The following is a 17,628-nucleotide window of genomic DNA, read 5'->3' as shown; positions in this document are numbered from 1 at the left end:
CTACGCTGCTTGCCGAGTTGCCGAAGTTTCTGGCGGCTGTGGTGGACCGGCCGCTATCTGGGCTTTCAGTAATTCCGCGCGCCAGGTGGTGCGTTTGGCGATCGCGCCCATGATCAGGTGCTCACGCAAGGGCCGGGACTTGTCGCCCGGTTCGACCGGTGTCACGCGCAGGTGCGAGGTGTCGGGCTTGGTGATTCCGGCGTCGGCGAGCAGTTGCCGAACGAACTCGACACGGTCTTGCTTGTGATCCGGGAGGGTCTTGCCGGACCACTTGCGCGAAACCAGGACCCGCCGACCCGGCAAGCCCAAGGTGTCGCGGCGGTGTGCTTTGCCCCGGCAGCGACCTGGCACGGTTTTGTCGCTGGCGCCCTGGGGGACGATGCCGTATTTCAGCCAGACCGCGCACCGGGGCGAGCACGGGGTGTGCTGCAACTGGGCGTGCAGCCGGTCGTAGTGCTCTGCGGCACGGTCGGATTGCGGTTCGACGATTTCGGCGATGGACTTGACCAGGTATTTGGTGACGTAGCCGATGGTCCGGCCGGCCTTTTCTGTCCCGGCCGCGATACCGGTGATCTGCTTGCGGTCCATCTGCGACCCGAACCGCACTGTATGCGCAGGCTCGAGGTCATCGACAGCGTCGAGGATGTCCAGAGCGTCATCCCAATACGTCAGCGCCCGAACGGTTTCCGGGTCTACGAAGGTGGCCTTCTTGTGATCCCACACCGGCAGGTGCTTGCCGCCGTAGACCTGGTTCTCGGCATCGAAGCGAGGCCACCACACCTGGTGATAGGTAGCCGCGGTGACCTGCTTGAGAATCTCGCGGGAGATAACACCCCGGATCAGGATGTGCAGGTGCGGGGCACCCCGACGTTGCGGTTCCACGGTGGCGAAGTACTGCACGTCGTAGCCGACGCAGCGGCGCAGGTTCTGAATCCAGCGATCGACCAGCCGGGAGAAGAACACGATATCGCGTGCGGCACTGGGATAGTCGTAGCTGTCCGGGTCGACCGGGGACCCATCCGAGCAGGCTTGCCCCTTATCGTTGACCGCGCCGTCCGCATGGATCTTGCCGTAGCCGGGCATGGTGAGCGTGACGAACATCGAGGACAAGTGACCACCGATCGGAGCGCCGACCGTGCGTTTGGCGACCTTGCGCCGTGGCAGATCCGGCACGTCCTGGCGGCGACGAGTGGAGCGTCGACGCCGGTCCTTGCTAGTGGCGTCCAGGGCCGGGAGACGACCACGCAGCCCCGTTTCTCGCAGCTCGACGTCGAGGTCCCGGATCACCTCTACGATGCCGGCCGCTAGCTCCTCATCACCCTCAGCGACGGCTTGCCGGTATTGGGCGACGAGATCAGCTCGGGCGGTGAGCAATTCGACCTGAACGTCGGTCGGGTCACTGGACGGCTCGACAGGTTCGGTCGCAGCGTGCCAGCCCTCGCGGCACTGGGCGATCCGAAGCAGACGATTGGCCTTGGCGCAGGCGGGGCACACCGATTCGATGGTGGACTTACACGGCGAACCTTCGTAGGTGACCGTGCCCGTACGAGGGTCTTCTACCCGCATCGCGATCGGGCGTTTGCACACCTGGTACTGATCGGCCGCGGCTTGGGCGACCTCGTAGAGGTTGGGTAGGGCGCGGCGCTGAGCCGCTGTCCCCCCGTTCTTGGGTTCGGTGGTGGTGTCGGTCATCAGGCGGCGTCCTTCCGGAAGCGAGCGGCGTCGAGGGAGGGCACTTGGATCGGTTCGGCCAGGACATCGGCGTAGCGGAACACCAGCTCGATCACGCCGGGGCCGATGACGGTGGCGCGGCATTCCAGGGCTTCGAAGGTGTGGGCCAGGCGCTCGACGCGGTTTTCGTAGTCGGCGGGACATTGACCGTCGAGCATCCGCACCCGTATCCGGTCCACGCTGGGACCGATCTCGACCGAGGCAAGCCGCGGAACGACCGTCGACGCGGGACCGGGCAGGGTGAGTTTGCAGGCGTCTAGTCGCTTGTCCCAGCGCAGGCGGTAGCGCCACCAGAACAGGAACCGGGCACGGGCGCGGCCGGTGAGCCACCGCTCGAAGGTCTCCGGACTCCTACGGCGCCAGAGCACCATCCCCGCGATGAACACCACGACCACCACGACCGCCCACGGCCAGCCGAGGAAAAGGCCGGCCACGACAGCCAGCCCGATCGGGATCGAGACCATGGGGAACAACAGCGCCCACCACACCATCACCACAGCCAGTTTCAGGGTGTGCCAGATCAGCATGAGGAGGGCTTCGAGGACGACCTCAGCCGGGTCTTTGTGTGTGTCAGTGGTTTTCGGGGCCATCACGAGGTCTCCTTGTCGTACAAGTCCAGTGCCAGTTGGGTCGGCACCGGGGTTTCATCGATCCATTTGCGCCACGTCTCGGTATCGGAATCCCGGTACACGACCGCGGTTTTCGCCTTCCTGCGGGCCTTGAGGTTGCACACGTAGAGGACGGCGTCGGTGACGTTGCGGGCCTTGGGCAGCGGGCGCACCGCGTGACCGATCAGCACGCCCCACTGCACCGATGTCCGGGCGGAATCAGCACCCATCGGAGCGTTTCCCGCCGTCAGGACGCGGCCAGGTGCCGCAGCGTTCGCACTCCGGGTCGCCGCAGTAGTGCGGGTCGTCTGACTCCCAGGGCTCCCAGTGCCCGCACTCGTAGCAGTGCATGACCTCCCCGTCAGGCCACACGCTGACTCGTTCGATAGCCATCGGTGTGCCGCAGCACAGCGGCCCCGCAGTGGTATTCATGCTGCCCAGTCCCAATCGGAATCATCGGCGTCGTCGGCCTGGTCCAGGGCGTCGTCCCAGCCGGGAGCTTCACCGGTTTCGGCGAGCAGGTGGATGGCGATAGTGACCGAGTCCAAGCCGCGGCGTTCGAGGTGGCAGCGCCGTACCGAACGCAGGTGGGTGGCGGCGTCGATGTCGTCACGATCGAAGCCGTCAGCGAGGTCATCGATGAAGTGAATGGTCATGGCATGGCCTCGATTTCGGGGATGCCGCACACGATGCAGGTGCGCAGGCGAGTGGAGATGCCGAGCAGGCGTTTGGTGGCCTGCCAGGTGTCGGGGAATTGGTGGCCGTTGCGGTCGCAGTGATCGGCGGCGATGCAGCCGTCGCACCAGATCCGGTCACCGTCATAGATCCAGCCGACACCGGCCGCACGGAGCTGGATGTAGTCCACGGCCTGCTGCACAGTGTCGAAACAGATTGATTCGCCAGTGTTTTCGGTATAAACGTCCCCGCACATGTCGCAGTAGACGACCACATGAGCTTCGGTCACGAACCCTCGCTTCATGGTGCTCACCGCCCTTCGGAATCGGTAGGAAGCCACCGCAACGGACGCAGCGAACGCGGGGCGATCGAGGCATAGACGCGTACCTCGCGGTGGGTGTGGCGAGCCAGATAGTTGCTCTCCACGGTCAGGTCGAACCCGAGGGCTTCCAGCGCCGCCAGCAGGTCATTGACGAACGTCGCCGACCCGTTCAAGCGCAGGCCCACTGCCGGGCGTTCCGGGATGTCGCGCATGCTGGTCATGCCGCCACCCCATCCACGCCTTCGTCGCCGAGGTCATCCGGGTCGAAACCGCTGTAATCGGCTGTAGGACCGGTGATTTCCGGCGCCGGGGAGAACTCGTCCACGATCGCGTCGGCAGCGTCGTCGTTGACCCAGAACGCCCGCACCCGCACGAACCCGGTCGTGCCGTCTTCTCCGACGTAGCCGACACCGGGTGTGTGTTCGTTGATCTCGTCGCAGCGCGCACCACGATCCCGTGCACCCTGGCCGTGGACCATGGCGGTCTGGTTCGGCTCGTCCAGGCGCAGCCCGATCCGGGTCGGGAACAGCTGCCGGTTGGGCATCGTCTCTTTCGACGGGTCCTGCAACGCCGCGATCACCGACACCCCAGCCGCACGGCCCTTGGACAGCAGCAGTCCGGTCTGCTGACGGAACTCCTCCTGCTGAGCACGATCGGCATAGGACGACAGCGAGGCAGCCTCATCGATGATGACCAGGATCAGCGGCTCATCGGTGGTGGGCACGAGCTTGCGCAGCCCGGCACGACGCATCCGGACCAGCCGCTCATCCATCTCCGCGACAGTTTCTTTGAGCATCCCCAGGATCGAGTCGGTATCGACAGCGAAGCGGGTGAACAACCGGTCCTCACCACGCCCGAACTCCGCACCACCCTTCGGATCAGCCAGCCGCACGTCCACCAAACCGGCGAGGATCGCCACACCGAGACCGGCCAGGATCGACCAGATCACCGAGCCCTTCCCCGAACCCGTGGCACCGGCCAGCAGGATGTGGGAGTAGAGGACCTTGAGCCGCCAGGTGTCGTAGTCCTCGGTGATCCCGACCGGGACCGCCTCCAGGTCCACCACGTTGTGAACCGCGCCCGGCATCGTTGCCGGGGCAGCGAGGGTGTCGAACACCCGCACCTGAAGACGGACCCAGGACGGCCCCGGTGACGACGCTGTCACCTTCGGCACCCCCAGGTAGGTAGCGAACTGGTTCAACGTCTCGTCATCGGACCAGTCCTTGAGTGACTGGCCGCCGAGCATCAGTACGTCGACCTCGAGGCCGGAGCGGGAGTAGTCGTAGCGTTCGAGCTTGGGGAACCCGCCCTGCACCGAACCCAGATCCAGCGCGGCGAACATCAGATTCGTTTGCAGCGGATCGGCCAGAACCGAGACAGCGGTACGCAATTCGAGCGGAGCAGCTGCGGCGATGTCGGCAGCAGTGGCCGGCCGGGTACCGGCACCACGCGAACGCAGCCACCACAACCCACCCCCGCCCAGGACCGCGCCACCTCCGAGAACAGCGAGATCAGCCAGCATCACACCAACCCCCGCAACGGCTCGAACGACAGCGACACCGAATGCTCAGCGAGCACGTTCGGCAGCACCTCCGACAACACGCGGGCATCCTCGATGGACAGCCGGACTTCGGTGCCGCCGACCAGGAACGACATCCGAGCCGCGGACTCAACGGATTGGAACGGTGACGCCGCAACGTATTTCACGTGCCGCAACCCGCCGATGATCGGAGTACTCATCACCGTGTCCCCTTCGGCTTCGGGGTCTCGATGGGCTTGCACTCCCACAGGGTGAACCCGATCAACGGCGGCCCATCAGGGCAGTTGGCGTCACGGAACGACGCCTTCGGGACGTCCTCGCAGAACATCACGCACCCGTCCGGGCGAGGGCTCGCCTGATAGGACACCGGCGCCGGAGAACGGCCAGCGGTCAGCAGCACCGCTGTCGCCATGATCGCGACCGCAGGCACACCCAGCACGGCCACCAAGAACGGCGGGTGGACAGCGAATTTGGTAGTCGTGGACATCACGCCACCGCCTTCACATCAGCCACGGCCGCGTCATTCAGCGAGCGCAGATGACGAGCCATCATCACCAACGCGGCAGCCATTTCCGGATCACCATGCGCCGCAGCATGTTCGGCCAACACCGCGGGCAGATTCACCAGAACCGACTGAGCATCAGCGATGGACAGGTTCAGCCACGCTTGCCCTGAACCAGTCAGATCGATATCAACCGAAGCTGGTATCGATCCACCGCCGAAGCCCTCATACGGGCGGGACGGGCGATATCCGACCTTGACGCCGTCGGTGTCGACAGAACTCGTGGATACGCTCATGAAGGACATGTCAGTTACCCCCAACCGGGACAGCGATCGGCAGCAACTGTTGCTGCGCGGGTCGCGAAGAGTGAATGGATTGCACCGACGCCACCGAGGCAGCAGCCGGAGTCGGCGGGCGAGACTCGGCCGCCGTAGTGGCAGATTTGGGTTTGGACGCGTAGTTCGCTGCGGTGCGAGGCGAAACATCAAGCGCCTTACCGATTTCGGCGTAGGTCTTGCCCTCGGCGCGCAGCGCGGCAGCCCGAGCCACTTTGGCCGGATCGCGCCGCGGAGACACCGCACGACGCCGAGAAACGGAACGATTAGGGGCCTCTTGCGAGACCGGAACGGCAATTGGCTCGGAGGCCGGTTCCGGGATCGGTTCAGGCATCAATTCCGGCGCCGGGGCCGAATCGTGTTGTGCGGCACGGAACAACACCGCCAGCCCATGGGTGTCGACCAGCAGGGATATCGGGGCGATCGCCGCGACCAGGGCTGAGGCCCACCACGGCAGGATTCGGCCGGCCGCGACCGCGTGTAGCGAGTTGCCTGCGATCGAGACCATGGCTCCGGTGCCGAGCACCCACAGGAACCAACGTCGCTCCGGGGACTTCGCCAGTACCAGAGCCGACACCGTGGCCTGAATGATGGTGCCGTCCACGATCACCGGGAACAGCCACGCCCACCGCTTCGGAGTGTTGGCAAGAATCGCCAGATCGCGCAACGCAGCGAAGGACAGTACGAACGCAGCCGCCCCGATGATCACGATGATGACCACGGCGGACCAGCGCGCCCAACGCATCCCCGCCGACTGATCCGCCGCACTCATCAGCGTGCCTCGCAGCCGAACTCGAGGCCCCGAATCGGCAGCCGCGACGCCAGCGTCCGAATCTCTTCCGGGGTGTCCCGCAGTAGCATCCGCACCGCTCCGTCACTCGCCGCGAGGAGGTAATTGCCGTCCACTCCCAGGTCGGGATATTCGAGCGCGAACCCGCCCAACATCCCCAACTGGCTAGACAGCACCTCCAACTCCAAGCAGATCCGGTCCAACCGATCCAGCGTGCTCGACGCGACATCGGCCATGTGCTCAGCGGGAGTCCGATCGTCGGTCATGACTACGCGGCCTTAGACGGGCGCGACGCACCCGGATCAGCCGGAGCCTGCTTCGACCCGGAGTTGTCTCCCTTAATGCCGGTCGCACGGATGTTCCAGCCGATGCTCTTGAATTCACCCGAACCCGCAACCTTCGGCTTGATCTGCAAGCCCTCCAACTCAATTGGAGTCATGCCGGGCACAATCTCGGCCACCGCAGGCACCGGCTGCACCGGCGACGCGAAGATCACGTCGAAACTGGCGTTCCTCGCGTTCGCCGCATCCGGGTCGGTAACCGTCCCCTTCCACAACCGCCGGCCAGTCCCGTTGCCATCGGCATCCAGCTCCTGCTTCTGGATCTTGGGCGCGTTGCGATCGCTGCTGAACTCCGTCACCGGCGAAATCTCACCCAGCAGGAACAAGCCCCTGGGGAACGCCTCATGAAACTCCGGCGTGAACCACACATCCTTCAAAGCCATTTTCTTCTCCCTTGTCCGGCAGTACCTCTGCCTGTGTATACACAACAGCGTATCCGCAGTTGTGTATACACACAAGGGTTTGCGTATACACAGCGCGAGAATGGGGCTTGACGTGGGGATTTGCTGCATCGCGGTGCGTGTACGCTATGGCTTTGCGTATACGCAACTGTGTATACTGAATATCGTTGTCAACAACGAACGGCACGACTCGGAGGACTGAGCCCATGTCAGAACCGGCCTACGTTTCCATCGCGGGCGAGATTGCACGGGACATTCGCAGCGGTGTGCTCCGTCCGGGGACGCAGCTACGGAGCTACTCTGAGCTGGCCAAACGACACGGCGTGTCCGAAATCGTCATTCGACGGGTGGTGGATTTGTTGCTGCGCCAAGGACTCGTCTACACAGTCGAGCGGCGCGGGACGTTCGTCGCTGATCGGCCGACCCTGGTTCGTGTCTCCCCAGAGCGTCAGATGGAGGACCCCGAAGTCACCTTTGGCAACGAGTCGAGCGACGAAGTCCAGATCGAGCGTGACACCTCTCAGATCCAGGCCAACGCCGAACTCGCAGAGTCCCTCGGCATCGCTCCGGGTGACGGGGTGACGTACGTGGTCACGAGGGCTACGGAGGGAGGCCGGCCGATCTCCATCTCCGACACCTACCAACTGCCCGAGGTGGATGTAGCCGCGGCCGATATCTTGGAAGAGACCGTCGCGGACCGTCCCCCGGTGCCAGCACACGCCGAATGGCTGGGCGTCCCCTCAGGCGGGCTCGTAAAGACCGTCCACCAACGGTTTCTCGCGAACGACGGCCGCGTTCTCATGATCTCGGACGTGTCCTACCCGAAGGACCGCTACGACGCATTCGTGTTCAGGATGGCGCTCGACGCACAACCCTGATCGTTCACGAACCTGCTTCGCGCCTGGTCGGCCATTACCTTCGGAACCGACCAGGCGGAACAGGATCGCTACAGCTTGAGAACCCAGCCTTGCGCTACATCGGCGAGGTTCCACCACGAAACATGCTGCGCATCTTCTGATTCCAGCACCCACCGCTCTCCGAGGCGGTCGAAGAAGGCGTCATCGCCAGTCTTCCCGCCTTTCGGTTCGCCGATGAAGACCAGCCGACTGCCGCCCCTCGCTTCGAATTCCAACAGCGCCCGCGATGCCATCGATTCGCCCCACCCCGGCGGCCAGCACAGAAACAGCACCCCGTCACCGGTGAGTTCAGCCTCGAACGTCTCCAGTCCTGAGACCGGGTGCCATACGTCCAGCTGTCCCGCCGCGCCCGGAAACGACACATTCGTCGTACTGTCCGGTGGCTCTACGTCGAAGGCCGTGACGTCTACGCCTTGGGCGGCCAGTTGCCCAGCCCAGTACCCGCGTCCAGCACCAAGTTCGAACACCTGTCGCCCGCGGCTGAACTGTGTCATCCAGTCGATCGTTTCCGGCGAGGGCACTGCGTAGGCGTACGCCGCTTGCAGGATCGTCTGCGCAAACGCAAGCCGTGCACTTCCCTTCTGCCGGCCTCCGTTGACGACCCGCCGTCCATCGGCGTCGCCAACAGACGGCCCGACGATGTCCCAGTACGGATTCCCCGACTCCGACTCGCCACCAGTCATGTAGTGCACCAACCGCAGATCGAACGCCGCATCCGCAGCGGCATCATCCGTCCCCGGCAACATCGGAGCAGTATCGAGGTACTCCGCGACCTTCGGATACTCCAGCCGAAGCCGCTGCTCATCCTCCAGCAGAGCAGCAAGCTCCGTGCGTCGCTCGGTCGTCAGCGTCAGCCCAGTCATGGGCTCGATTCTCCTGGGTCTCCGGCGCTTTTGGGCTTGGTTGTCGTTTTCCAGCCATCCTTGATCAGCAGGCTCTACAGGCAGTCGGACCGGCTTTCGGGCATCCGGAGAACGCGCGGTAATGCCGAATTGAGTGCGTCCGACTGGTGCAAGACAGCGGTCAAGAGTGGTATTTTGCCGCCGATGCAGCAGCCGCCCCCTTCAGGAACCGGCCCGCCCAGGACCTGGAAGATCGACCAGGATTGCCGGTCCGGGGCCAGGCAGTACCTGCGGCGCTGCACCGCGACACGCGCTACCTCGTCAGCGATTTTGCCCGACCACGCAGTCGGCCGATGTGACTTTGTCCGGGACCGACACCTTAGCCCCCTCACACGTCCAGAAGTCGTCGCCGTCCTTGGGCCCGACGCTGAGTTCACCGGTGAGTGTTCCCTGCTCGGGGTTCTGGTTGTGCACCGCGCAGTTCCCGGTGCCAGTCAGTGTGTAATGCTTTGGTTTTCCGCTGATCTTTTTCACCTTGACTGTGTCGCACACGTAGTCGAACTCCGTTGGTTGCTGGGGTGCGGCCTGGGCCGCCGGAGCCAGGATGGCGAGGCCCACGGAGGCGATGACGCCGGAGGCGATCACCGCGGCGGCTCGAACTGGGCTGAAAGACATCGAGACTCCTATTCGTCGAGGGCGTACCAGCCAGTCCGGTTCACCGTACGACCATGTATTCGGACCCGCGAGGATTCCGGATGGGAACGTCGGCCGCGACCCTGAACGTCCGCTTTTGCCGCTGGGCGCGCGTTAGTCAGCCACCCCAGCCGGAACCGTTGGAACGCAGCCTTTCCACCGTCCGGAGCCGCGGCGATGTCTGATCAGGCTGCGCTAGTTTGGCCGGTCCAGGCTCCCGCACGCGCCTCACCAACAACGGTTGCTGCCGAATTCCGCCATTGAGGATCAAGAGCGGCGCTGCGCGCCGCCAGCGCGGCTACCGCCGCGCCGCGCCGCGCGACCGCCGGCCTCCGCAAGCTGCGGCAGGCGGGCGCGTCGGCACGTCGGTAACCGCGCTTGCGCTCACAACTGCCACTCCAGGACACTCTTGGTCGCTTTGGGCATATCCGAGTAAGTGTGGGCACGACGTGAGCCGTCCCCGACCTACCTCCGCCGCCGATCACGAGACGGCCAGCACTGCACGGGGTGACTGGCTGTGGTGCCGATCGTCGGAGGTGAGTACGGGATGCAAGCCGCGGTGAGATGGTGGCCATGGGTTACGTAGATCCCTGCCTCCTCATGGCCCAATTGTCTGACCTCACTCGGACGAGTCAAGGGAAAGAGCGCCCTTGACACGCCCTCCCTCCGCTCAGGGATGGCCAGTATGAGGAAGCGGGGGATGAAGTCACCTGCGTGGTAACTATCTCGAGGCAACCCCCGATTATCCAGTTATGGCAAATGAGCATGAGAAGGGCGAACAGGAGATCCGCATCACTCCCATCGTCGGTAGCGAAGAAACCGAGGGCATCGCGTCGATCCGCCATCTGACCGCTGGGGACCTTGATGAAACGCACGTCGGAAAGTACATGGGCTGCCACGACGCGCAACGCGGCGTGAACTATCAGGCCAAGATCATGAAGATCCAGCGTTACGAGACCGGCAAGGCCCCCTGGAGTCTCCATCTGGGTCCGCCACCCGGAGGTACTCGATCGTGCCGCGTACAACGACAGGATGCATTTGCCGTTCGACTCGGCGATCGAGATCCTGGAACTCACGGCCATGTAGCAGATGGGCTTCGGTCTTGGATCCGGTGCCCAGGGGAGAGCAGAAGCCCCATTATGGCGACGGCGATTCGAACCACTCCCACATTCGTCCCGCAGTTCACCATGGATTCGGCCGTACTCGGCGGGATTCGCCGGGAACCTCACACATCCGAAAACCGCTGTATCAGAGCGCCTTTCAGTGTCCGCGGGAAGTAGCGGGAATCGTCCGCCCTAGAACAGAAGGTTAGGGGTTCGAATCCCTTCGGCCGCACAGAGATAGAAGGCCCCTCCCGGTAGTTCGGGAGGGGCCTTCTCGTATGAAACCCGTAGCGCGCTAAGTGATTCCACGTGTCCAGTGGTTAGCGCGAGTCGGCTCGGAACGCCCTGCGGTAGGCACCAGGAGTCGTGCCGAGGGCGCGGAGGAAGCGCCTGCGGAGGTTGGTGGCCGAGGAGAGGCCGGTGCGGCGGGCGACGGCGTCCACGGGGAGGTCCGAGGTTTCCAGCAGTTCGCGCGCCGCGGCGATCCGCTGAGCGAGCAGCCACTGCCCGGGGCCGATGCCGAGCTGGTCGGTGAACCGGCGGGCGAGCGTGCGCGGCGAGAGGGCCGCCCGCGCGGCCAGGTCCTCGACCATGAGCGGTTCGTCGAGCCGACCGGTCACCCACTCCAGCAGCGGCGCCAACGAACCATCGATCTGCGCGGGATGCGGCGGCGCCGCGTACTGCAACTGCCCGCCCTCGCGATGTGGCGGCATGACCATGCTCCGCGCGACCTGCGCGGCGTATCCGGCCCCGTGATCCGTGCGCACCAGATGCAGGCACAGGTCGATGCCCGCTCCGGCGCCCGCGCTGGTTGCCACGTCGCCGTCATCGACATAGAGCACGTCGCGATCGATGTCGACGGCCGGAAAACGTGCGGCGAGTTCATCTGCGCGGGCCCAGTGCGTCGTCGCCCGACGTCCGTCCAACAGACCGGTGTGCGCCAGCGCGAAGGCCCCGGTACAGATGCTGACCAGCCGCGCGCCGCGGTCGTGTGCGCGCCGCAGGGACCGGATGACGGCCGGTGACGGTGCCTCTCCGACGGGCAACCACCCGGGGACGATCACAGTGTCCGCCCGATCGAGCGCGTCGAGTCCGTCGGTCACGAGCATCGCGTATCCGGCGTACGTCTCGACGGGTCCAGGATGCTCGGTGCACACGCTGAACGTGTACCGCGTCGGAACTCCGGGCCGCTCGAGCCCGAACACCTCTGCCGCACAACTGAGTTCGAAGGTCGACTGCGGTGGGTGGGCAAGGGCGACGACTCGATGCATGGCAGAAAAGTACCCTGAGACGTCATCATTGACACTCGGCTCTGGTGCGGCAGGCGGGAAGGCTGGTTGCATGACGACCAACAACATGTCCGGCTATGAATGGTCCACCGCGAAGGACGCCCCGGTTCGCGAGATCTTCCCCGGCATCCGCTCACGCTCGCTGTGGGCTGGGGACAACGGTGCGAAGGCATACGTCCTCGAGATGGATCCGAACAGCTGCTGGCAGGGCATCGACGTGCATGAACCGGGCCCCGAGGAGGTCTTCGTCGTCTCCGGCGTGTTCAACGATGGTGACCGCGACTATCCCGCTGGCTCGTTCATCCACGCCCCAGCTGGCTCCTCGCACATCCCACAGACGACGACCGGCTGCACACTGTTCGTCTTCTATCCCGAGGGTTAGGCCTCGGCCATCGCCACGGACGCTCGGCTCCACGAGACCTTCCGCTGACCCCGGAGACACGCGCCCGCCGACAACGAACAGCCCCTCCGATCGAAGGGGCTGTTCGCTTTTCAGCGACCGAGGCGAGTTACCCCGGCAGGCTTGGCCGGAACTGGACGTCCTTGCCCTTCTTGCCAGCGCCCGACTTACCCGACGCGGGTGGTGCAGCCGGGGACGCCGGTTTACCAGTAGCGGAGTCCGGCTCAGTCCCGCCCGGCTGCCGCATCATCAGGTCGAACATGCTTGGTGTGATCGCGGTCCCGCGCTTCTTGTCGGAGCCACCCTGTCCCGTGTTCATGCACAGCTCGAGTTGGAAGTTCTTACCCGATGAACTCGAGCACTGATCCGTAGCCTGGTCACCCTTGGTTGGCGTAGCCTCAGCGACCGCACTCGACAAGGCCACTGCCGCAAGCGTTCCGACGACTACTGGAAGAAACCGGTGAAGCACCTCGCGCATATCTATCCCCAATCACCACACTGGCCGATGGCACAGCGCGGAAGGTCTCGATAAAGCCGGACGTATCCCTGCTAGTTCGGTGCGGACGCACCAAAAGATGTGTGCACAAAGTCGGCCAGGTCGACTACTTCGGCTGAGTGGCAAGCGCGTCGTAGTCCAACCACGGGTTCTGGAGGAACTCGCGCCAGCGTCGGTCATGGCCGGTGCGCTTGACGCGGAAGTAGACGGCTCGGCGGGTCTGCTCTGCCGTGTTGCCACCGATGTTGTGGCCGAGCAGGTAGTGCGCGAGCAGCAGGTCACCGGCTCGGCCGCGGATCTGTACTGGTTCCGGTAGTGCGACAGGGGGATAGCCGCGTGCCTCGAAGAACGCGTGGGGTCCGTGCTGACGGAAGTACTTCGCGTGCGTCAGGTGAGTTCCGGGCCAAGCCCACAGGTTTCCCGCGTCTTCCTCGACCTGATCGGACATCAAGACACCGGCGAGCAACGTGAAGGTGCCCGGTCGGCCGTCCCGCTCGGGTGGGAACCCGTCGATGTGCGGTCCGCCCGGTCGATGGGCGTAGGGCGGAATGTTCAAGGCCACCTGCACCTGCTCCGGCACCACCAAAGTGCCTGGCTTGGTGAGTGATTCGGCCAGCGCGAACGCCGGACTGTCCGTCAGCAACGACAACAGCGCGGGCACCCGCCGCGCACGCGGCCAGTAGAAGTGCGGACCACGAACCTCGGTGCCTGGCGGTGCGGCGTCGATCAACCTATCGATCGATGTCGCCGCATCGGCGATCAGCTCGTGCGGAACCACCTGCGGCACCACGAGGAATCCTCGCTCGGCGAAGGTACGTAACTCCTCCTGGTCCAACACGGCCACCACGCTAGGCCCGGACAGTGGTCGCGCGCGAACCCTTTTCGGCGATTGGCCCCGCCTTCGGGCGGGACCAATCGCGCAGCGCTACTTCCAGGCGGGGAGGGGCGGAAGGTCGCCGGTCAGGTCGGCGCCGGGTGAGCGACCGAGGAGCCAGGCGGCGAGGGCGGACGAGGTGCCGGTGATGGTGTTGGTGGGGGAGCCGGTGCCGACGACACCGGTGAAATCGGTGTCGGTGGCGCGCAGTGCGAAGGCGGGGATCGGTTCGGGTGCGGCGGCGGTGATTCGGTTCATGTCGACGGTTGCCTGGCCGAGCACGCGCGCGACGAACGGGGCCGGCCAATCGGCGGGGGCATACCCGGCGCTCAGGTCGACGTGGTGGATCTCCACCTCCTGCAACCGCATCCAACACGCTTCGCTGGCCGGAATCGGGCGCCCTTGGCGGGTGCGGACTTCCGCGTGCCAGGTGGCATCGGTCAGCGAATGCGCCAGTGCCAGCAACCGTTTCGTCGCGGCCTCGTTGTCGATGAGTTGTTCGGCGGCGGGCCGAGGGGCACCGGCCTCGATGTCGAAGTCGCGCAGGAACATGCTCGCGTACTGGGTGATTTCCACGCCGGTGTGCGCCCACAGCAGCAGGTTGAGCATGCTGTCGGCATTACGGGCCACGTGCGCGAGCACATGCCCTCGGGTCCAGCCCGGCAGCAGCGACGGTTCGGCCACCTCGTCGTTGCTCAGCTTGCGGATGGTGTCGAGGAGACGATCGGTCGCCTCGGCGAGGGTGTCGAGTGAAACGGGATCTTCCGAAACAGCACTGGTCACCGCACCGACCCTAGCGACCTCGTTCGCGCCGCGCCGGACTTCGCGAAGCCCTACTCGCCGACGATGGCGTCGGCTTCGATTTCGACGAGCAGTGCGGGGGTGATCAGCGCGCTGATTTCGTACATGGCGGTGGCGGGGCGGATGTCACCGAAGACCTCGGCGTGCGCCTTGGCCACCTCGGGCCAGCGCGCGATGTCGGTGACGAAGATGCGGGTACGGACGACGTCGGCCAGGCTCGCACCCGCGTCGGCGAGGGCGGTGTCGATGCGGCGCAACGTTTCCCGGGTCTGTTCGCCGATGTCGTCGCCGCCGACCGCGGTGCCGCCGGTGACCGAGGCGGTGGTGCCGCTCACCGCGATGGTGTTGCCGACCCGGACGGCGCGGCTGTAGCCGACGATGTCCTCGAACTCGGAGCCGGAGGAGATGTTCACGCGCGCGGTCATGGCGACAGCATCGCACGGGGCTGATCTTGGCGCCAACGCCGTGAACTCGGCGCGGAGCGGCACCGAATTGTCACCTGCGCGTCGGCCAGAAGTCGGATCGGCGCGGTAGGCAGACCCGGTGAAAGCTCTTTCTCGTCCTCGCGTCACCGCCGTCGCCGTCCTCTGTGTCGGCGTACTGGCCGCAGGCTGCTCATCGTCGGACTCGACCGCGGACTTCACCGCGACCATGGACCAGCCGCTGGTGATCTCCCTGGATGACCTGCTCGCCAAGACGGGCGGCAGCGCGGCCGTCCGCATCGCCGATCCGGAACACGGCAAGCTGAGCCGTCGGGTGGACGGTGCGCTGGTCTACACGCCCGACGCCGGTTACATGGGATCGGACACCTTTAAGGTGACCACCACCGACGCGGTTCGCCTGTACACCACCGACATTCCGCCGATCGGCGAGTTCGGCGGAACAACGGTGCAGGGCAGCGGTTACGGCTCGGCTTGGGCGCCGGTGCCTGGCAGCAAAGACGAGTTCTACGGGCTGACCGATCGAGGACCGAACGTGGACGGTCCCGGCAAGAACGAGAAGCTGTCGCCGACACCGGGTTTCGTGCCGAAGATCGGCCGGTTCAAGCTGGTCGGCACCCGTGCGGTGCTGCAGTCCAGCATCGACCTGCACACCGCGGCGGGCGTTCCGTTCAACGGTCAGGTCGACGTCGCCGCGAGTACCGGCGAAACCATCAAGGACCTCGCCGGAAATGTCTTGCCGCCCACCGACCACGGCCTCGATCCCGAAGGTCTGGTCGCACTGCCCGACGGAACCTTCTGGGTCTCCGACGAATACGGCCCGTTCCTGGTGCACTTCGACGCCAAAGGTGGCGAGCTCGAGCGCCTAGCCCCGGGATCCGGCCTGCCCAAGGAACTTTCGCTGCGCACCCCGAACCAGGGCATGGAGGGCCTGACCATCACCCCCGATGGCAGCACCCTCGTCGGCCTGGTGCAGAGCGCGCTGAACACGCCCGGTCTCAGCGGATCCGCCAAGGACGTGCCGCTGACCCGCATCGTCACCGTCGACCTGAAGACGAAGGCGCAGCGGGAATTCGTTGTCCCGCTGGAGAATCCGAAGACAACCAAGGTCGCCGATTCGGAGATCACCGCGCTGAGCGCGACCACCTTCCTGATCGATGAACGCGACGGTAACTTGGCGCCAAAGGCGGACAAGAAGCTGTGGACCGTCGACATCGCCAACGCCACCGATGTCGGTCCTGACGCAAAGGTGCCCGGCGCGCACTACGATCCGGACCACGGCGGCCTCCAGGTCGACGGCAAAGCGCTCGAAACTCTGGTCGGCGCGGTCTCGACCACCGACGCCGTCGCCGCGCTGACCAAGGCGGGCGTCACCCCGGCAGCCAAGCCCAAGAACCTCGACCTCGCCGGCCTGGTCAAGGATCTCGACGCCGACGGAAAGTTCTTCGGCCACGACAAGATCGAGGGCGTCGCCACCCTGGACGGCGGCAAGACGCTCTACATCTCCAACGACAGCGACTTCGGCCTGCTCGCCAGCACGGGTGAGCAGCCGCCGTTCGGTCTGAAGCCCAAGACGCTGCCCAACGGCGTGCAGGACAGCGGCGAGATCCTCTTCGTCGACACCACCAAGCTGCCCGCGAAGACCGACGAGCACACGGTCAAGCTGAACGTGCAGTAGCTAGTCGCCAGGGTCGATCCATTCCCGGCCTTCCAGGATCACCGCCGCGGCCAACGTGATCAGCCACAGCGACATCGAACCGACCTGGATCCGCTGGGCGATCCCGAGCGCGTAGTCGCCGGGCAGGTTGTCGGCGACCAGCATCCACACGGTCGCCGACGACCCGACAACCAGCACGACGAGCCCGGCCTCGCGCAGGATCCGCCAGCGGTGATAGCGGAACGCGGCCAGGCTGAACGCGAAGGTCGCGACGGCGATCGAGGTGACCGCGATGGTGCTCGACAGTGCGTGCGGCTGGTGCAATTGCGGGAAAAGCTCGCTGCCGCCGCCGCACGCGCTGTCGTTCGGCACGCAGTCTTTCAATGGCAGCAACACATCGGCGATCGTCGCGGCGCCGAAGCAGAACAGCGCGACCCAGCCGATGGTTGTGAACCGGCGACGGGGGAACACCAGCAGTCCGGCGAGCGCGGCGGGGATGAGCATGGCACCGACGATCTTGTCCGCGGTCGCGAACACCGCACGATATGGCTTGCCCTCGGCGTCCAGCTCGCTGAGGAACGAGTTGACCGGGTCGACGTCGATCTTCAGTACGAACTCGAGCAACCAGGACGAGTAGCAGACTCCCGCGATCAGGATTGCCGCCGCGATCACCAAGGACGCCACCCGCACGCGCCGATCGGCGATCTTTTGGCTATCTGTCACGGATCCATTCTCCTACCTAACACTGGACCGATGATCAAACCGTAGGTCAGTGCGTCGGCAGAGTCATGGGATCACCTCCCGATGCGATCAAACACACGTCATTGCCAACCAGTGCACAGGCTGCTGTCAGGTTCGACGGACAAGCTGT

At 65.2% G+C, this 17,628-nt stretch carries 24 protein-coding genes; 3 read left to right on the top strand and 21 right to left on the bottom strand.

Going from position 1 to position 17,628, the window contains the following annotated elements; translation table 11 throughout:
- From OG203_RS24120 to OG203_RS24060, 13 genes are all read right to left on the bottom strand, one after another.
- A complete protein-coding gene (locus OG203_RS24120; RefSeq protein ID WP_405159546.1) occupies window positions 1-1,692 on the bottom strand; it encodes a replication initiator in 1,692 nt (563 codons plus the stop codon).
- On the bottom strand, window positions 1,692-2,321 hold the full coding sequence (locus OG203_RS24115) for a hypothetical protein (RefSeq protein WP_405167986.1): 630 nt from the start codon (window positions 2,319-2,321) through the stop codon (window positions 1,692-1,694). Before OG203_RS24115 ends, OG203_RS24120 begins: the two co-directional genes overlap by 1 nt.
- Entirely contained in the window at window positions 2,321-2,569 is a 249-nt protein-coding gene (locus tag OG203_RS24110) for a hypothetical protein (RefSeq protein ID WP_405159545.1), read from the bottom strand. The genes OG203_RS24115 and OG203_RS24110 overlap by 1 nt, the downstream gene beginning before the upstream one ends.
- A gap of 198 nt (window positions 2,570-2,767) precedes the next feature.
- On the bottom strand, window positions 2,768-2,995 hold the full coding sequence (locus OG203_RS24105; protein WP_405159544.1) for a hypothetical protein: 228 nt from the start codon (window positions 2,993-2,995) through the stop codon (window positions 2,768-2,770).
- On the bottom strand, window positions 2,992-3,318 hold the full coding sequence (locus OG203_RS24100; RefSeq protein ID WP_405159543.1) for a hypothetical protein: 327 nt from the start codon (window positions 3,316-3,318) through the stop codon (window positions 2,992-2,994). Before OG203_RS24100 ends, OG203_RS24105 begins: the two co-directional genes overlap by 4 nt.
- Before the next feature lie 5 nt (window positions 3,319-3,323).
- Window positions 3,324-3,557 carry a hypothetical protein gene (locus OG203_RS24095; protein ID WP_405159542.1) on the bottom strand — a complete coding sequence of 78 codons (234 nt, stop codon included), beginning with the start codon at window positions 3,555-3,557 and terminating at the stop codon, window positions 3,324-3,326.
- Window positions 3,554-4,858: an FtsK/SpoIIIE domain-containing protein gene (locus tag OG203_RS24090; protein ID WP_405159541.1), complete on the bottom strand. Its 1,305-nt coding sequence runs from the start codon at window positions 4,856-4,858 to the stop codon at window positions 3,554-3,556. The genes OG203_RS24095 and OG203_RS24090 overlap by 4 nt, the downstream gene beginning before the upstream one ends.
- A complete protein-coding gene (locus OG203_RS24085; RefSeq protein WP_405159540.1) occupies window positions 4,858-5,076 on the bottom strand; it encodes a hypothetical protein in 219 nt (72 codons plus the stop codon). The genes OG203_RS24090 and OG203_RS24085 overlap by 1 nt, the downstream gene beginning before the upstream one ends.
- Entirely contained in the window at window positions 5,076-5,363 is a 288-nt protein-coding gene (locus OG203_RS24080; RefSeq protein ID WP_405159539.1) for a hypothetical protein, read from the bottom strand. The genes OG203_RS24085 and OG203_RS24080 overlap by 1 nt, the downstream gene beginning before the upstream one ends.
- A complete protein-coding gene (locus OG203_RS24075) occupies window positions 5,363-5,683 on the bottom strand; it encodes a hypothetical protein (RefSeq protein WP_405159538.1) in 321 nt (106 codons plus the stop codon). Before OG203_RS24075 ends, OG203_RS24080 begins: the two co-directional genes overlap by 1 nt.
- Before the next feature lies 1 nt (window position 5,684).
- Window positions 5,685-6,485 (bottom strand): DUF2637 domain-containing protein, encoded by an 801-nt coding sequence (locus tag OG203_RS24070; protein WP_405159537.1) that lies wholly within the window; start codon window positions 6,483-6,485, stop codon window positions 5,685-5,687.
- Window positions 6,485-6,769 (bottom strand): hypothetical protein, encoded by a 285-nt coding sequence (locus OG203_RS24065; protein ID WP_405159536.1) that lies wholly within the window; start codon window positions 6,767-6,769, stop codon window positions 6,485-6,487. The genes OG203_RS24070 and OG203_RS24065 overlap by 1 nt, the downstream gene beginning before the upstream one ends.
- A 2-nt stretch (window positions 6,770-6,771) precedes the next feature.
- Window positions 6,772-7,227 (bottom strand): hypothetical protein, encoded by a 456-nt coding sequence (locus tag OG203_RS24060; protein WP_405159535.1) that lies wholly within the window; start codon window positions 7,225-7,227, stop codon window positions 6,772-6,774.
- 224 nt (window positions 7,228-7,451) lie between these two features.
- On the opposite strand from OG203_RS24060, the gene OG203_RS24055 reads away from it, so the two are divergent.
- Window positions 7,452-8,123, top strand: a complete 672-nt coding sequence (locus OG203_RS24055) for a GntR family transcriptional regulator (RefSeq protein ID WP_405159534.1) — start codon at window positions 7,452-7,454, stop codon at window positions 8,121-8,123.
- A 68-nt stretch (window positions 8,124-8,191) separates the two neighbouring features.
- Here OG203_RS24055 and OG203_RS24050 read toward each other — a convergent pair whose 3' ends face one another.
- The 3 genes from OG203_RS24050 to OG203_RS24040 form a co-directional block, all read right to left on the bottom strand.
- Window positions 8,192-9,025 (bottom strand): hypothetical protein, encoded by an 834-nt coding sequence (locus OG203_RS24050; RefSeq protein ID WP_405159533.1) that lies wholly within the window; start codon window positions 9,023-9,025, stop codon window positions 8,192-8,194.
- A 300-nt stretch (window positions 9,026-9,325) separates the two neighbouring features.
- The gene (locus OG203_RS24045) at window positions 9,326-9,679 is read right to left on the bottom strand and encodes a hypothetical protein (protein WP_405159532.1); all 354 of its coding nucleotides are present in this window, start codon (window positions 9,677-9,679) and stop codon (window positions 9,326-9,328) included.
- A 1,441-nt stretch (window positions 9,680-11,120) separates the two neighbouring features.
- Window positions 11,121-12,071 (bottom strand): helix-turn-helix domain-containing protein, encoded by a 951-nt coding sequence (locus OG203_RS24040; protein WP_405159531.1) that lies wholly within the window; start codon window positions 12,069-12,071, stop codon window positions 11,121-11,123.
- A 70-nt stretch (window positions 12,072-12,141) separates the two neighbouring features.
- On the opposite strand from OG203_RS24040, the gene OG203_RS24035 reads away from it, so the two are divergent.
- A complete protein-coding gene (locus tag OG203_RS24035; RefSeq protein ID WP_405159530.1) occupies window positions 12,142-12,471 on the top strand; it encodes a cupin domain-containing protein in 330 nt (109 codons plus the stop codon).
- A gap of 127 nt (window positions 12,472-12,598) precedes the next feature.
- Here the strand turns inward: OG203_RS24035 and OG203_RS24030 are convergent, their stop codons facing one another.
- The 4 genes from OG203_RS24030 to OG203_RS24015 all read right to left on the bottom strand — a co-directional run bounded on the left by OG203_RS24030 (window position 12,599) and on the right by OG203_RS24015 (window position 15,085).
- Window positions 12,599-12,808: a hypothetical protein gene (locus OG203_RS24030; protein WP_405159529.1), complete on the bottom strand. Its 210-nt coding sequence runs from the start codon at window positions 12,806-12,808 to the stop codon at window positions 12,599-12,601.
- A gap of 283 nt (window positions 12,809-13,091) precedes the next feature.
- Window positions 13,092-13,823, bottom strand: coding sequence for a phytanoyl-CoA dioxygenase family protein (locus OG203_RS24025; protein WP_405159528.1), 732 nt, complete (start codon window positions 13,821-13,823; stop codon window positions 13,092-13,094).
- Between the two features lie 87 nt (window positions 13,824-13,910).
- On the bottom strand, window positions 13,911-14,642 hold the full coding sequence (locus tag OG203_RS24020; protein ID WP_405159527.1) for a maleylpyruvate isomerase family mycothiol-dependent enzyme: 732 nt from the start codon (window positions 14,640-14,642) through the stop codon (window positions 13,911-13,913).
- 50 nt (window positions 14,643-14,692) lie between these two features.
- Complete coding sequence (locus OG203_RS24015; RefSeq protein WP_405159526.1) at window positions 14,693-15,085, bottom strand: RidA family protein; 393 nt, start codon at window positions 15,083-15,085, stop codon at window positions 14,693-14,695.
- Between the two features lie 118 nt (window positions 15,086-15,203).
- On the opposite strand from OG203_RS24015, the gene OG203_RS24010 reads away from it, so the two are divergent.
- Window positions 15,204-16,778, top strand: coding sequence for an esterase-like activity of phytase family protein (locus OG203_RS24010; protein ID WP_405159525.1), 1,575 nt, complete (start codon window positions 15,204-15,206; stop codon window positions 16,776-16,778).
- Here OG203_RS24010 and OG203_RS24005 read toward each other — a convergent pair whose 3' ends face one another.
- Window positions 16,779-17,480, bottom strand: a complete 702-nt coding sequence (locus OG203_RS24005; protein ID WP_405159524.1) for a DUF998 domain-containing protein — start codon at window positions 17,478-17,480, stop codon at window positions 16,779-16,781.
- Window positions 17,481-17,628: the final 148 nt, after the last annotated feature.

Source organism: Nocardia sp. NBC_01499 (genome assembly GCF_045040275.1).
Taxonomy (GTDB): domain Bacteria; phylum Actinomycetota; class Actinomycetes; order Mycobacteriales; family Mycobacteriaceae; genus Nocardia.
Note: the sequence above shows the minus strand (reverse complement) of the source record. Positions and strands in the feature narration are given on the sequence as shown.